The 14712-nt window shown below is 68.1% G+C and carries 17 protein-coding genes; 7 read left to right on the plus strand and 10 right to left on the minus strand.

The features are described from left to right. Positions 1-12: 12 nt before the first annotated feature. Together AC07OX_RS03835 and AC07OX_RS03840 are read right to left on the minus strand one after the other, a co-directional pair. Complete coding sequence (locus AC07OX_RS03835) at positions 13-903, minus strand: HTD2 family dehydratase (RefSeq protein ID WP_495259921.1); 891 nt, start codon at positions 901-903, stop codon at positions 13-15. 35 nt (positions 904-938) lie between these two features. Further along, positions 939-1922: a Bug family tripartite tricarboxylate transporter substrate binding protein gene (locus tag AC07OX_RS03840; RefSeq protein WP_495259922.1), complete on the minus strand. Its 984-nt coding sequence runs from the start codon at positions 1920-1922 to the stop codon at positions 939-941. 149 nt (positions 1923-2071) lie between these two features. Here AC07OX_RS03840 and AC07OX_RS03845 point away from each other — a divergent pair, with 149 nt between their 5' ends. Both AC07OX_RS03845 and AC07OX_RS03850 read left to right on the plus strand, forming a co-directional pair. Next, positions 2072-2983: a LysR family transcriptional regulator gene (locus AC07OX_RS03845; RefSeq protein ID WP_495259923.1), complete on the plus strand. Its 912-nt coding sequence runs from the start codon at positions 2072-2074 to the stop codon at positions 2981-2983. A gap of 532 nt (positions 2984-3515) precedes the next feature. Then, a complete protein-coding gene (locus AC07OX_RS03850) occupies positions 3516-3701 on the plus strand; it encodes a hypothetical protein (RefSeq protein ID WP_495259924.1) in 186 nt (61 codons plus the stop codon). Positions 3702-3808: 107 nt separating this feature from the next. Here the strand turns inward: AC07OX_RS03850 and AC07OX_RS03855 are convergent, their stop codons facing one another. Both AC07OX_RS03855 and phaC read right to left on the minus strand, forming a co-directional pair. Beyond that, entirely contained in the window at positions 3809-4987 is a 1179-nt protein-coding gene (locus tag AC07OX_RS03855) for an acetyl-CoA C-acetyltransferase (protein ID WP_062480264.1), read from the minus strand. Positions 4988-5048: 61 nt separating this feature from the next. Then, positions 5049-6821, minus strand: coding sequence for a class I poly(R)-hydroxyalkanoic acid synthase (gene phaC, locus AC07OX_RS03860; protein WP_495259925.1), 1773 nt, complete (start codon positions 6819-6821; stop codon positions 5049-5051). Positions 6822-6947: 126 nt separating this feature from the next. Between phaC and AC07OX_RS03865 the strand changes: the two genes are divergently transcribed. Further along, positions 6948-7256 carry a hypothetical protein gene (locus AC07OX_RS03865; RefSeq protein ID WP_495259926.1) on the plus strand — a complete coding sequence of 103 codons (309 nt, stop codon included), beginning with the start codon at positions 6948-6950 and terminating at the stop codon, positions 7254-7256. On the opposite strand, the gene pgeF is transcribed toward AC07OX_RS03865, so the two are convergent. Genes pgeF through AC07OX_RS03880 form a run of 3 tightly spaced genes read right to left on the minus strand, consistent with a single transcriptional unit; the run spans position 7188 to position 9525 of the window. Further along, positions 7188-7940 carry a peptidoglycan editing factor PgeF gene (pgeF, locus tag AC07OX_RS03870; RefSeq protein ID WP_495259927.1) on the minus strand — a complete coding sequence of 251 codons (753 nt, stop codon included), beginning with the start codon at positions 7938-7940 and terminating at the stop codon, positions 7188-7190. The two genes, AC07OX_RS03865 and pgeF, sit on opposite strands and share 69 nt — an antisense overlap. Positions 7941-7954: 14 nt before the next feature. Then, a complete protein-coding gene (gene maiA / locus AC07OX_RS03875) occupies positions 7955-8593 on the minus strand; it encodes a maleylacetoacetate isomerase (RefSeq protein WP_062480269.1) in 639 nt (212 codons plus the stop codon). Positions 8594-8616: 23 nt separating this feature from the next. Beyond that, complete coding sequence (locus AC07OX_RS03880) at positions 8617-9525, minus strand: tetratricopeptide repeat protein (RefSeq protein ID WP_495259928.1); 909 nt, start codon at positions 9523-9525, stop codon at positions 8617-8619. A gap of 154 nt (positions 9526-9679) precedes the next feature. On the opposite strand from AC07OX_RS03880, the gene AC07OX_RS03885 reads away from it, so the two are divergent. From AC07OX_RS03885 to AC07OX_RS03900, 4 genes are all read left to right on the plus strand, one after another. Then, positions 9680-10381: a fumarylacetoacetate hydrolase family protein gene (locus AC07OX_RS03885; RefSeq protein WP_495259929.1), complete on the plus strand. Its 702-nt coding sequence runs from the start codon at positions 9680-9682 to the stop codon at positions 10379-10381. 20 nt (positions 10382-10401) lie between these two features. After that, the gene (locus AC07OX_RS03890; protein ID WP_062480276.1) at positions 10402-10953 is read left to right on the plus strand and encodes an NUDIX hydrolase; all 552 of its coding nucleotides are present in this window, start codon (positions 10402-10404) and stop codon (positions 10951-10953) included. Between the two features lie 11 nt (positions 10954-10964). After that, complete coding sequence (locus AC07OX_RS03895) at positions 10965-11453, plus strand: CreA family protein (protein WP_062480278.1); 489 nt, start codon at positions 10965-10967, stop codon at positions 11451-11453. Positions 11454-11576: 123 nt separating this feature from the next. Next, entirely contained in the window at positions 11577-12083 is a 507-nt protein-coding gene (locus AC07OX_RS03900; RefSeq protein ID WP_495259930.1) for a murein hydrolase activator EnvC family protein, read from the plus strand. A gap of 12 nt (positions 12084-12095) precedes the next feature. Here the strand turns inward: AC07OX_RS03900 and AC07OX_RS03905 are convergent, their stop codons facing one another. The 3 genes from AC07OX_RS03905 to AC07OX_RS03915 form a co-directional block, all read right to left on the minus strand. After that, positions 12096-13721 (minus strand): phospholipase D family protein, encoded by a 1626-nt coding sequence (locus tag AC07OX_RS03905; protein WP_495259931.1) that lies wholly within the window; start codon positions 13719-13721, stop codon positions 12096-12098. 138 nt (positions 13722-13859) lie between these two features. Next, positions 13860-14087, minus strand: coding sequence for a hypothetical protein (locus tag AC07OX_RS03910; protein WP_070061133.1), 228 nt, complete (start codon positions 14085-14087; stop codon positions 13860-13862). Between the two features lie 60 nt (positions 14088-14147). Further along, positions 14148-14705, minus strand: a complete 558-nt coding sequence (locus AC07OX_RS03915) for an RNA polymerase sigma factor (protein WP_095745813.1) — start codon at positions 14703-14705, stop codon at positions 14148-14150. Positions 14706-14712: the final 7 nt, after the last annotated feature.

Below are 14712 nucleotides of genomic sequence, written 5' to 3' on the forward strand. Positions count from 1 at the left end.
TCTTTCCTTGCGTCAGGCGAGCACGGCCGTGGCCTGCATCGTGAGCCAGCCGTCGGCGTCTTCGCCCCACAGGCTGAAGGTCTTGCCGTCGGTGCTGCCTTCGGCGGGCTTGCCGTGCACGCGGAACGGCGCGATGTCGAAGGTGGGGCGCACGGCGCGGAACTCGAAGCGCGCGAGCTGCGCATCGGCCGGCGCGTTGCGGCGCAGCAGGTCGACCAGCAGCGTCGCGATCAGCGGTCCGTGCACGATGAGGCCCGGGTAGCCCTCGACCTGCGTCACGTAGCGGCGGTCGTAGTGGATGCGGTGGCCGTTGAAGGTCAGCGCCGAGTAGCGGAACAGCAGCACGTCGTCGGGCACGAGGTCCCGGCTGAAGGCGGCGTCTTTCGGTGCCGGCGTGGGCGGCGGCGTGGCTTCGCCGGGTGCGGCGGCGGCGCGGTAGACGATGTCGTGCTCTTCGGTCAGCGCGAGCCCGCGCGCGTTGCGCACTTCATGGCGCACCAGCACGAACACCAGCTCGCCCGTGCGGCCGGCCTTGTGCGTGACCGAGGCGATGGTCGACGTGCGCTCGACCGCATCGCCCACCTGCAGCGGATTGCCCGGCTCCCAGGTCAGCCGGCCGCCGGCCCACATGCGGCGCGGCAGCGGCACGGGCGGCAGAAAGCCGCCGCGCTTCGCATGGCCGTCTTCGCCGATCTCCGACTGGCGGTGGTGCGGCAGGAAGTAGAGCCAGTGCCACAGCGCAGGCAGGCGCGTGCCCGCCTCGGGCAGCGGGTCGTCGCGGTCGAGCGTGGCGGACAGGCCGCGCACGGGCGCGGCCGTGAGGTCGTCGCGCAGCGTTTCGGTGCGGCCCTGCCAGGCCTGCAGGCGCGCGAGGGCTTCGGCGTCGATCAGGGGAGAAGTCATGTCGTGTGTGTCGGGAAGAAGGATGAGTGGCGAGGTCAGTCGACCGCGGCGCCCGAGGCCTTGACGATGCGCGCCCACTTGGCGAGGTCGGTGCGCAGCAGCGCCGAGAACTGTTCGGGCGAGGTGGGCGCGGCGATCTCGACGCCCTGCTGGTCGAGCTTGTCGCGCAGGTCCTTGGCCGCGAGCGCCTTGCGCGTGGCGTCCTGCAAGGTGGCGAGCACGTCGGCCGGCACGCCCGCGGGCGCGAACAGGCCGATCCACAGCGTGCCGTTGTAGCCCGGCACCTGCTCGGCGATGGCGGGCACGTCGGGCAGCACGGGCGAGCGCTTTTCGCCGCTCACGGCCAGCGCGCGCAGCTTGCCAGCCTTGATGTGCGCCAGCGCCGAAGGCAGGCTCGCGAACACGATCGGCAGCTGCCCGCCCAGCACGTCGTTGATGGCAGGTGCCACGCCCTTGTACGGCACGTGCTGCAAAGAGATGCCGCCCATGCTGTTGAGCATCTCGCCCAGCAGGTGGTTGAGCGTGCCGTTGCCGGCCGAGGCGTACTGGTAGTTGGCGCCCTTCTCGCGCGCCAGTTTCAGGAATTCGGCGAAGTTCTTCGCGGGGAACGACGGGTTCACCAGCAGCACGTTGGGCACGGCGCCGACCAGGCCGACGGGCTTGAAGTCTTTCTCGGGGTCGAAGCCCGGGTTCTTGTACAGCGCGGGGTTGATGGCCTGGCTGCTGCTGATCGTCATGAGCAGCGTGTAGCCGTCCTTCGGGCCCTTGGCGACCAGCTGCGTGCCGATGTTGCCGCCCGCGCCGGGGCGGTTGTCGACCACCACGCTGGCGTTGTTCAACACCTCGCCGAGCTTCTGGCCGACGAGGCGGCCGACGATGTCGTTGGTGCCGCCCGCGGCCTGCGGCACGACGAGCGTGATGGGGCGCGAGGGGTAGGTCTGGGCGGTGGCTGGGCTGGTGGCCAGCAAGGCGGTGGCAGTGAGTCCGAAAGCGAGCAGCGCGCGGGCGCGGAATCTCATCGGGACAGAGCAACGGACTTTTAATCCGCTGGTGGTTGGCTTGTGTTGTGTCTCCATCGCCGCATGGTCTTCTGCCCGCCCCGCCGGCGCAATCTGCGATTTCGGAAGCCAGGCTTCTGAAATTCCGAAGGCTTGACTACCATCGCCCCATGCTCTTCGACCTCACCGACCTGCGCCTGTTCGTGGCCACGGCCGAACTCGGCAACCTCACGCGGGCGGCCGAGCGCCAGCACCTGTCGCTGGCCGCGGCCAGCGCGCGCATCAAGGCGCTCGAGACCCAGGCCGGCCTGCAGCTGCTGCAGCGCGAGGCCCGCGGCGTACGGCTGCTGCCGCCGGGCGAAGCCTTCCTGCACCACGCCCGGCTGGTGCTGCACCAGGCCGACCAGCTGCGCGCCGACCTGCTCGAGTACGGCGGCGGCCTGCGCGGCCACCTGCGCGTGTTCGCCAACACCACGGCGGTGACCGATTTCCTGCCCGAGATCCTGCCCGGCTTCCTGGCCGCCAACCCGCGCATCAACGTCGACCTTCAGGAAAAACCGAATGCTCAGATCCCGCGCGGCGTGCGCGACGGGCGCGCCGACATCGGCATCGTCGCGGGCCAGATGGACACGCTGGGCCTGGACACCATCCACTTCAGCACCGACCGGCTGGTGCTCGTCACCTCGCGCCTGCACCGCTTTGCGCGGCGGCGCCGCATCTCGTTCGCCGAAACGCTCGACGAAGACGCCATCGGCATGCAGCAGGGCAGCACGCTGCAGGCCTTCCTGGGGCAGATCACCGACCACCTGGGCAAGCGCCAGAAGCTGCGCATCCAGCTCGGCAGCTTCGACGCCATGTGCCGGATGATCGGCAGCGGCGTGGGCATCGGCGTGGTGCCGGAATCGGCCGCGCGGCGCAACCAGGAGAGCATGCGGCTCGCGCTGGTCGAGCTCAGCGACCCGTGGTGCGTGCGCGAGCGCTACCTGCTCGTGCGCGACCGCGCCGCCCTGCCCGTCTACGCGCAGGCGCTGGTCGAGACGCTGTGCCGGCACTACACAGACCAGCAAGCCGAAACCGGCTGACAGCCCGATTTCCGGCCAAAAACAGGCACTTGCAGGCGGCTTGTGAGAAACCCGATGTCTTCCCCATTTTCTGTGCACAACTTTGGGGGTAAGTCAGGGGCAGCGTTGTAAAGCGATTGCAAGTCGTTGTTTTATAAAGAGAATAGTTAGTTTGCTTAAAATTTTTGCAGTGCACAAGTCTGGCGGCCGACAGGTCCAAAAATGGCTCTAAAACAGGAAAGTCAAGCGAAAAAACAGGGGGTTGCCTGTGCTAGGCCACCCTTTGAAACCAACGACTTGCCGCCGGTTGTGAAGAAGTCCGCTTCAATCCCCACTTTCTGTGGGCAACTTTGGGGGTAACTGGGGCGGAGCTTTGTAAAACGAATGCAAGTTGTTGTTTTACAAAGGGATTCCACACATTGCTCAATTTTTGAGCGGTGAACAAGAGCGTCAGCCAGTCGGGTGACCGTCGCCCAAATGAATCCAAAGGTTCTCAGAACGCCGAATCGGGTCGATGCGAGGCGCGAAAGAGGGTCGCTACAGTCGCCCTGACATGCTCGAAGCCCTCAGCTCCCCCGGGTCCTGCCTCGGTGCCGTCGCCGGGCTGCTGATCGCCCTGCTGGTTCACCGGCTGGCACCGGCCGACATCGACACGGTGCACGCCGGCGCGTGGCTGGTGGGCATCGGCTGGCTCGCGGGCCTGGCCTGGGACCTCGTGGACTCAGACCGGTCGAAGTAATCCGCAGGCGAAACCCGCAAACAGCGCGCACAAAAAAGGGAGGGGAGGCAGCGGCCCTTGCGAGCCCCTGCCTCCCCTCCCCGTACCGGTTCACCCGGTGCTCAGGCTCAGCGCTCGATCGTCAGCGCCACGCCCATGCCGCCGCCGATGCACAGCGAGGCGATGCCCTTCTTGGCGTTCTGGCGTTGCATTTCGTGAAGCAGCGTCACCAGGATGCGGCAGCCCGACGCGCCGATGGGGTGGCCGATGGCGATGGCGCCGCCGTTCACGTTCACCTTGTTCACGTCCCAGCCCATTTCGCGGTTCACGGCGCAGGCCTGTGCGGCGAAGGCTTCGTTGATCTCGAGCAGGTCGAGGTCGGCGGCCTTCCAGCCAGCGCGCTGCAGCGCCTTCTGCGATGCCGGCACGGGGCCCATGCCCATGATGGTCGGGTCCAGGCCGGCGGTGGCGTAGCTGGCGATGCGGCCCAGCGGCTTCAGGCCCAGGGCGGCGGCCTTCTTGGCCGTCATGACCATCACGGCGGCAGCGCCGTCGTTCAGGCCCGAGGCATTGCCCGCGGTCACGCCGCCGGCCTTGTCGAAGGCGGGACGCAGGCCGGCCAGCACTTCGGCGTTGGTCTTGCGGTTGATGAACTCGTCCTGGTTGAAGACGATGGGGTCGCCCTTCTTCTGCGGAATGCTCACGCCGACGATCTCGTCCTTGAACTTGCCGGCGTCCTGCGCGGCAGCAGCCTTGGTCTGGCTGGCCAGGGCCAGTTCGTCCTGCGAGGCGCGGTCGATGTTGTACTTCTTGGCCACGTTCTCGGCCGTGATGCCCATGTGGTACTGGTTGTACACGTCCCACAGGCCGTCGACGATCATGGTGTCGACCAGCTTCCAGTCGCCCATGCGCTGGCCGTTGCGCGAGTTGGGCAGCACGTGCGGCGCCATGCTCATGTTTTCCTGGCCGCCGGCGATCACGATTTCGCTGTCGCCCGTGGCCACGGCCTGCGCCGCCAGCATCACGGCCTTCAGGCCCGAGCCGCACACGGCGTTGATGGTGAGCGCCGGCGTTTCCTTGGTGCCGCCGCCCTTGAGCCAGGCCTGGCGCGCGGGGTTCTGGCCGGCACCGGCCGCGAGCACCTGGCCCATGATGGCCTCGCCCACCTGGTCGGCCGTGAGGTTGGCGCGCGCGATCACTTCCTTGATCACGAGGGCGCCCAGCTCGGTGGCGGGAATGCCGGCGAGCGAGCCGCCGAATTTGCCGACCGCCGTACGCGCAGCCGAAACGATGACGATGTCTTCCATGAGGTTCTCTCCGTTGAGGTGATTTGAAATCGGTTGCGATCTTGCGGGAGCTGGCGCCCGTTCAGGCCTTGGCCTTCACGTAGCGTCCCGGCGCCGGTTCGATGGCCTTGTAGGCCTTGCCGTTGCCGTAGCCCTTGGGCGCGGGGATCTGCTTGCCCGCGTGGCCCTTGAGCCATTGTGCCCAGTCGGTCCACCAGCTGCCCGGCTGCTCCTGCGCGCCGGCCAGCCATTCGGGCTGGGTCTTGGGAAACTTGCCGTCCTCGCGCAGCCAGTGGCTGCGCTTGTTCTTGGCGGGCGGATTGATCACGCCGGCGATGTGGCCCGAGGCGCCCATCACGAAGCGCTTCTTGCCCGTGAGCAACTGCGTGGAGGTGTAGGCGCCGCCGATGGGCACGATGTGATCTTCGCGCGAGCCGTAGATGTAGGCCGGGATGTCGATCTTGCCCAGGTCGATCTTCTCGCCGCAGACGGTGAGCGCATTCGGCTTGGCCAGCTTGTTCTCGTGGTACGTGTTGCGCAGGTACCAGGCGTAGAACGGGCCCGGCAGGTTGGTCGCGTCGCTGTTCCAGTACAGCAGGTCGAAGGCCGGCGGCGTCTCGCCCTTGAGGTAGTTGCCGACCACGTAGTTCCACACCAGATCGTTCGGGCGCAGGAAGCTGAAGGTCGAGGCCAGGTCGCCGCCGGGCAGCAGGCCGCCCTTGCCCAGCTGCATCTCGCGGTACTGCACCATGGGCTCGTCCACGAAGATGTCCAGGATGCCGGTGTCGCTGAAGTCGAGGAAGGTGGTCAGCAGCGTGACCGACGCGGCCGGCTTCTCGCCGCGCGCCGCGAGCACGGCCAGCGCAGTGCTCAGGATGGTGCCGCCCACGCAGAAGCCCAGCGTGTTGATCTGCTTGCTGCCGCTGATCTCCTGCACCGTGTGGATCGCCTTGATGGCGGCGTTCTCGATGTAGTCGTCCCAGGTGGCCTGGGCCAGCGACTCATCGGGGTTGCGCCAGCTCACCACGAACACGCGGTGGCCCTGCTCGTTCGCATAGCGGATGAGCGAGTTGTCGGGCTGCAGGTCGAGGATGTAGAACTTGTTGATGCACGGCGGCACCAGCAAGAACGGCCGCTCGTACACCTTGGCGGTGAGCGGCTTGTATTCGAGCAGCTGGAAATAGTCGTTCTCGAACACCACGGCGCCTTCGGTGGTGGCCACGTTGCGCCCCACTTCGAAGGCGCTCTCGTCGGTCATGCTGACGTGGCCCTGCTTCATGTCGTGCAGCAGGTTCTGGATGCCCTTGGCGATGCTCTCACCCTGCGTGTCGATGGCTTTCTTCTGCGCCTCGGCATTGAAGGCGAGCGAGTTGCTGGGCGAGGCCGCGGCCATCCACTGCTCGACCGCGAAGCGCAGGCGCGCCTTGGTCTTGTCGTCGGCGTCGATGGCCTCGGCCATGCGCATCATGGTACGGCCATTGAGCAGGTACACGGCGGCCGAGAAGGCCGCCAGCGGGTTGCTGCCCCAGGCCTCGGCGGCAAAGCGCTTGTCGCCCTCTGGGCGGGCACCGAAGCCGCGGCGCCACAGGTCGGTGGCGTCGCTCAGGTACTGCTGCTGGATGGACTGGAGCTGCTCGGGATCGATGGAGAACTTGGGCAGCTCGGGCATGGTGGCTGCGCCCGGGAATTGCGCCATTTGTGGCAATTGCCATAGCGGCGTGCCGCCGACGTCGAAAGCGGCGGAACCTCCTGGACCTGCAGCTTTCTGGAAAGCCTCCATGGCCTGGGTCCAGCCCTGCGTGAGGGCTTTTTGAAAGGGCGCGAACGCATCGGCCCCCGTGTCTTGTTGCTTCATCATGTCTCCTGGCCGTGGCCTGGGTCGATACGAACGGATGGCTTGCGTGTTTTGAGTATGCTGCATTCGCAAGGCACTCACAACGCCGCGCTTTCACTAATCCCTTGAAACAAAACGTCTGCGCCTGTGTTCATCCATTTGATCGTGATCGGCTGGCTCTATGTGGCCGTGATGATGGCGGTGGCCGAGGCCACCAACACCACGGGCACGGTGCTGGGTGCCATCTTCACATTTCTTCTTTACGGCCTCGCGCCGGTGGCGCTGGTGATCTACCTGATGGCCACGCCGGCGCGCCGGCGGGCGATCAAGGAACGCGAGGCGCAAGCGCAGGAAGCCGCCCGTCGCGCCGCCGCGGAAGCCGCGGCTTCAGACCATCCAGACCAGCGCAGCGAAACGCCCGCTGACGCCGTCGCGCCGGTGCGAAAAGAACCGTGACGGCTGCGCGACGGTGCACCACGCATCGCCGCTGTCGTTGCCATAGAGCGACTCGACACCCACCGCACGCAGCCGCAGCCGCGCCAGCGCAGGCAGGTCGGCCAGCCACTTGCCATCGGCCGCCGCGGGCGTGAAGCACGCTGCCGCCTCAGGCGACTGCGCCTCGAAGGCGGCCTTGACTTCCGCCCCCACCTCGAAAGCCTTCGGGCCGATGCAGGGGCCGAGCCAGGCCATCAGGCGCGGCGCCCCTTCATCCTGCGCGAAGGCGCGCACGGTCTGTTCGAGCACGCCGCCGGCCAGCCCGCGCCAGCCCGCATGCGCGGCGGCCACGCGGTGGCCGCGTTCGTCGGTGAAGAGCACGGGCAGGCAGTCGGCCACCATGACCGTGCAGGCGCGCGCGGAGGTCGTGGCGGTGCAGGCATCGGCGACGGTACCGTCAGGCAGCGCATCGTCGAGCGACACGAGCCCCGTGCCATGCACCTGCTGCAGGAACACCGGCCGCGTGCCGATCGCCTGCTGCAGCCGCCGGCGGTTCTCGGCGACGTGCGCGGCATCGTCGGCCACGTGGTCGCCGAGGTTCAGGCTCTCATAGCGCCCGGTCGACACCCCGCCGTCGCGCGTGGTGCACAGCGCGCGCACGTTCGGCGGCGCGGGCCACTCGGGCACCAGCCATTGCGGATTCATCGCGACGTGCCGGCTCAGGGTTCCGCGTCGGGCGACTGCGAGGGCTGCGCGCGCTGGAAGGCGTCGAGCTTCATGCAGGCATCGAAGGCGGCCATGGTGCGCGGCAGGCCGCTGAAGTCGCAGTCGAAGCGGCGGCCGTTGAAGATCTGCGGCACGAGGCAGCAGTCGGCGATGGTGGGCGTGTCGCCCCAGCAGTAGGTGCCGCCCGGGTGCTGCGCGAGCTGGCGCTCGAACGACAGCAGGCCGTCGCGCACCCAGTGGCGGTACCAGGTGTTCTTGGCTTCGTCGTCGACCTTCAGTTCCTTCACGAGGTACTTGAGCACGCGCAGGTTGTTCAGCGGATGGATCTCGCAGGCGATCGACTGCGCCAGCGCGCGCACGTGGGCGCGGCCCACCGGGTCGCTGGGCAGCAGCGCCGGCTCGGGGTGCGTTTCGTCCAGGTACTCGATGATGGCCATCGACTGCGAGAAGCGCTCGCCCTCGTCCTCGAGCAGCGGCACGAGCATGTCGGCCGAGATCGCCGAGTACGGACCGGTGCGGTGTTCGCCGCGCGCGATGTGCACGGGCACGTAGTCGTAGTCCAGGCCCTTGAGGTTCAGGGCGATGCGGACACGGAACGAGGCGGAGGAGCGGAAATAGTTATGCAGCTTCATGATTTCTCGAGGATAGCGCCCTCTCAGGAGCGTGGTGTGGCCGGCAATGCGCAGCGAAAGTCGCGCAGCCGGGCTTCGGGGTGTTCTTGCCGCCACGTGTCGAGCAGCGCGCGCGCTGCGGCTTCTTCGCGCGCGGCGATGCCCAGGTGCCACGGCCCTTCGGCCGCGGGTGGCTCGCCGGGCGCATGGTTGTGCTGGTCGTCGGGGCGGCCTTCAGAGCAGGCCTTGCACAGCACCTGCATGCTGCTGGTCCAGTTCTCGGCGCTGAGGCCCGCTTCCTCGAAGCGGCGCACCAGCGCATCGATCGCCTCGGCCTGCACCTCTTCGACGAAGACTTCGTAGGTCGCATGGTCCGACGGCGCGATCAGCGCGAGCGCGTCGAACACCGGCACCTCGCGTTCGCCGCGGCGGCGGTAGCCGTTGGCGGCGCCGTCGTGCAGCACCAGGTCGCCGTAGCGGTGGCCGCTGGCGGGCGTGGGCACGTTGCGCAGGATGGCGCGCGCCGGGTCGATGCGGTCGGCCCAGACCACCTCGCTGGCCTCGTCGCCGTGCACGCGGATGGGCGTGAGACCAACGAAATAGTCGACCGGCCCTTCGCCGTCCGGGATGCCGATGCCGTACTGGCGCCATGCGCGCCGCGCCGTGGGCCAGTCGCCCAGCGCGGTGGCCGCGATGCCCAGGTTCCACAGCGCGCCTTCGTTGCCCGGCTCGCACAGCACGGCGCGGGCGTTGGCCTGCAACGACGCGGCCCAGTCGCCGCGGTACTTGTGGATGAGCCCGGCGTTGTACCAGGGCGCCGACCAGTACGGATGGATGGCGCTGGCCTGCGTGTAGGCGGCCAGGGCGCCGTCCTGGTCGCCGGCCTCGTCGCGTTCGCGGCCGAGTTCGTTGAAGGCGGTGGCCTTGCCGGCTTTGCCGAGTCGGATGGGCATGGTGGAGCGAGGGAGAAAAGAGATCGGGGAAACGCGCAGAAGCGCCTATTGTGGGCCGCCGCAAAATCCCGAGTCCGGCGTGCCGGCAAGCCCGTGCCGCCTCTGGCACACTGCCGGTCTCCCCTCCCGCTTCGCTGAAAAAGGACACCTTCCCATGGCTTCCGAGTTTGTTTTCGCCCCGCCGGCCACCGTTTCGGTGCCGGTGGCCGGTCAGCCCGCACGCTTCCCGGTGCACCGCATCTACTGCGTGGGCCGCAACTACGAAGATCACGCCAAGGAAATGGGTTTCACCGGCCGCGAGCCGCCCTTCTTCTTCATGAAGCCGGCCGATGCGCTGGTGACGGTCGATGCGGGCCAGACCGGCACCATGGCCTACCCCACGCTCACGAAGAACCTGCACCACGAGATCGAACTCGTGGTGGCCATCGGCACCGGCGGCAAGAACATCCAAGCGGCCGACGCCCACAAGCACATCTACGGCTACGCCGTGGGCCTGGACATGACGCGTCGCGACCTGCAGAACGACATGAAGAAGCAGGGCCGCCCCTGGGACATCGGCAAGAGCTTCGAGCAGAGCGCGCCCATCGGCCCGATCGTGCCCGTGGCGCAGGCCGGCAACGCCGAGCAGGCCGAGATCTCGCTGCAGGTGAACGGCGAAGACCGCCAGCGCAGCACCGTGAGCAAGCTGATCTGGAACGTGGCCGAGACCATCGAGCACCTGTCGGCAGCCTGGGAGCTGCAGCCCGGCGACCTGATCTTCACGGGCACGCCCGAAGGCGTCGCGGCCGTGGTGGCCGGCGACATGCTGGTGGGCCAGGTCGCGGGCCTGCCCGCGCTGACCGTCAAGATCGTCTGACGCCCGCGCGGTCCCGCTTCATGCTCCTTCGCGTACCCATCAAGCATTGCAAGAACTGCGGCACGGCGGTGGTCTACCGCGTGCCGGACGACGGCGACACCAAGCAGCGCGCGGTGTGCCCGGCCTGCCACACGATCCATTACGAGAACCCGCTGAACGTGGTGGGCACCATCCCCGTGCTGGGCGACAAGGTGCTGCTGTGCAAGCGCAACATCGAGCCGCGCTGGGGCAAGTGGACGCTGCCCGCGGGCTTCATGGAGCTCGAGGAAACCACCGCCGAGGGCGCGGCCCGCGAGACCGACGAGGAGGCCGGCGCGAACTTCGAGATCGAGGGCCTGTTCGCCGTGATCAGCGTGGTGCGCGTGGGCCAGGTCCACATGTTCTACCGCGCCCGCCTGCTCGACGACCGCTTCGACCCGGGCCACGAGACGATCGAAGCGCGCCTGTTCACCGAGGACGAGATTCCCTGGGACGAGATCGCCTTTCGCACCGTGCGCCAGGCGCTCGAACATTACTTCGAAGACCGCAAGCGCGGCAGCTTCGACCGCGTCCACGAACTCAGCATCGTTTGAAAAACTTCCCCATGCTCAAGACCCTGCGCGCCACCCTCCTCTGTGGCGCCAGCCTCGGCTTCGCACTCGCAGCTTCGGCGGCCAAGGCTGACACGGTCGGCGAGGTCGACACCGCCTTCAAGCTCATCGGCCCGGACCACAAGATCGTGGTCGAGGCCTACGACGACCCCAAGGTCAGCGGTGTCACCTGCTATGTCTCGCGCGCGCGAACCGGCGGCATCGCCGGTGCCTTCGGCGTGGCCGAAGACAAGGCCGAGGCCTCCATCGCCTGCCGCCAGGTCGGCCCGGTGAGCATCACGCAGCCGCTGCCCAAGCGCGAAGAGGTCTACAGCGAACGCCTGTCGGTGCTCTTCAAGCGCCTGCGCGTGGTGCGCATGGTCGATCCCAAGCGCAACACGCTGGTCTACCTGACCTACTCCGACCTGCTGATCGACGGCTCGCCCAAGAACAGCGTGACGGCCGTGCCGGTCGATCGCGGCACGCCGATTCCGCTCAAGTGAACGGCCGCTGAAGGGCTGCTGAACGGCTCGGCGATGCGAGTTTGCTAGCATCGTCCGAGCGGCCGACACCGAGATGTCGGCCTTCGACGGAACCCTCCGCAACGAATCCGTTCCAACAGCGTCATGCACCTTCAGACTTTTGTTTTCCGAACCGCCGCCACGCTCCTCGTGGCTGGGGGCATTGCCGCCTGCACCACGCCCGGCCCCACGCCGCAGCAGCAGCCTGTTCCAGGCGCCACGCCGCCGCCACCGCGCCAGGCCCTCTTCATCCGCCCCGCCGCCGGCACCACCGTGGGCCGCTTCGACGGCGTGCGCAACAAGGGCCTGGACATCGCGGGCAACCTGGGCGACCCCATCGTGGCCTCGGCCGACGGCCGCGTGGTGTACGTGGGCGGCGAGTTGCGCTCCTACGGCAACATGGTCATCGTGAAACACAACGAAACCTTCCTCACGGCCTACGCCCACGCGAAGACCATCCTCGTGAAGGAAGGCGCCGTGGTGCGCCAGGGCCAGAAGATCGCCGAAATGGGCAACAGCGAATCCGACCGCGTGAAGCTGCATTTCGAGATCCGCAAGAACGGCACCGCCGTCGATCCCGAGCCGTACCTCAACGGCCGTTTGCAGCAGTAAACGTAAAAGCCGTTACAGCAGGCTTTCGGGCACCAGGGGCGCCAGCAGCTCCAGCCGCCAGCGGGCCCAGAAATGGGTTTCGGGCTCGGTGTGCAGGATGGTGTCCGCCCCGTCGCCCGACGCCGGGTTCACCCACTCGATGCCGCCGCGCGGCCCCAGCTGCAGCTGGTAGGCGCCGTCCAGCCGCATGAAACCGATCAGGCTCGTCAGCTGCTGCGCGATCTGCGGGCTGAAGATGAACAGGCCGATCTCCGTGTTGTGCAGCGCCGAGCGCGGGTCGAAGTTCATCGAGCCGACGAACACCACCTGCCCGTCGATCACCGCCGACTTGCCGTGCAGCCGCCCGCTGGCCGAGCCGTAGATGCCGAAGCGCTTCGTCTGCTCCACGCGCTTGGGGCTCAGCTCGTACAGCTCCACGCCCAGCCGCAGCATCTGCGCGCGATAGCGCCGGTAGCCGATGTGCACCAGCGACTCGTCGGTGGCCGCCAGCGAGTTGGTGACGATGGTGTAGCCCACGCCGTTGCCGCGCACGATCTGCATCGTCTCCATGCCGCCCCGCCCGGGGATCAGGTACGGCGTGGTCAGCAGCACCCCGTGCTGCGCGCCGCGCAGGTAGCGCTGCACGTTGTAGAGCACGCTGTCGGCGGCCTGGTCGGCCGGCAGCCCGCGCCCTTCGTCGGTGGGCGCCAGCGCCTTGGCGGGCGCGTCGGCGTACGCCTCGGCGCGCGCCCAGCTCAGCGCGAGCTTGCCGGCGTTGAGGTCCTTGGCCAGCGGGTTGTGGCCCAGCAGGTCCGTCGATTCGGGCTCTTCGGGGTGCAGCGTCTCGGGCCCCGTGGTGAGCCGGTCGAAGCGCGCACGCAGCGCCTGCGCCGACTCGCTGCCGCGCGGCACCAGCGACTCGATGGGGTACACGTAGGGGCTGTTCCAGTACATGTCGAACAGCGAGGACAGCCGGGGCACCACGGCGCCGGCCACCAGCGTGTCGATGTCGATGAAGTTGGAGCCGCCGTCGCGCAGGAAGTACTCGTTGGCGATGTTGCGCCCGCCCATGACCGCCATCGTGTTGTCGACCACGAACAGCTTGTTGTGCATGCGGCGGTGCACGCGGTCGAAGTCCAGGATCGACCAGGCCCAGCGCGTGCCGAAACGCGAGCGCCCGGCCGGGAACGGGTTGAACAGGCGCACCTCGACGTTCGGGTGCGACGCAAAGCTGGTGAACAGCGGGTCGGCGCCCGCCGTGTACAGGTCGTCCACCAGCAGGCGCACGCGCACGCCGCGATCGGCCGCGTCGCGCAGCGTGCGCAGCAGGTAGCGGCCGGTCTCGTCGTTCTGCACGAGGTAGTACTGCACGTCGATGGAGCGCTGCGCGCGGCGCGCCAGCTCGATGCGCGCGTGCAGCGAGAACTGCGGCATCGGCAGCAGCCGAAAGCCGCTGAGCGGTTCGCCCGGCGGTGCGGCAGCGCGCACGAGGCGGCCCAGCGCAGTGTCCGCACCGTCGGTGATGGCACTCGAGGGCTTGCGCACCACCTCGGTCGGCAAGCCGGCGCAACCGGCGAGCACGAGCAGCGCCAGGCTGCACAGCAGCCAGGCGAACCACCGGGCGCGCGGCACGTCAGCCCAGGGGGACAGGTTGCGCATGAACGACAGAAAAGAGGGAGGGCAAGGGCACGGGAGCGAAGGAGAAAAAACGCCGCTGCCGCGCGGCGCGGTGCACGACCGCGCCCACGGGTGGCGGTTTCTACCACGCGCGGCGCGAGCGCGCAGCCGATGCCTTCGTCAGTGCGCGCGCTCGGACCACTGCCGCACGAAGTGCTCCGCGCGCACGTTCGCGCGCGCCACGGCCGAGTCCCACGACAGCTGCTGGGTGATGACCAGCGCGCAGCGCGGAATGCCGTCCAGGCTCAGCGCCGCGATGCCGGCGTAGGTGCCCTTCGGGGTGCGCGTGAGTTCGAACCATCCCGTCCAGCCACCTGGCACGTGAAGGTCGAGTCGAGCGGAGTCCATGATGAATTCATCATAGGCCTTTAGTTTTCATTTGCAAACATTGCATACAAAAGCAACGGCTCAGGCATGCATGTCCGAGCGGCGACCGGTCGGCAGGCGCTGCAGCGCCTGGCGCAGCGTGGAATCCACCCGCCGCAGCGACAGCCCGTGCCGCACCGCCACCTCGTGCCGCGTCAGCTCGTGCACGCGCAAGGCCACGAAGATGTCCTGATGGCGGTGCGGCAGCCCCTGCATCGCGCGTTCGACCGCCTTCAGGTCGGAGCGCGCCTCGGCGATCAGCTCGGGCCCCGGTGCGTGATCGGCCACCTGGGCCAGCGTGTCGTCCGCCTCGCCGGTGTACTGCCAGGGGCGCTCGGCGCGCAGGCGGTCCATCGCGGCATTGCAGGCCACGCGGAAGATGTAGGCCACGGGGTTGTGCAAGGCATCCGTGAAGGCGGCCTCGGCCAGGCGCAGCCAGGCATCGTGCAGGCTTTCGGTGGCGGCGTCGGCACACCCCAGGTGCAGCGACAGCCGCCGGTGCAGCTGCGCGTAGTGCGCCACCAGCAGTTGCTGGACGTCCGGTGGCGCAGGGGCGGTCCCCGCGGCATCGCCGCGGGGCAGCAGGCAGGCGTGCGACATGGTGCGT

The sequence above is a fragment of the Variovorax sp. GW821-FHT09D07 genome, assembly GCF_059416345.1.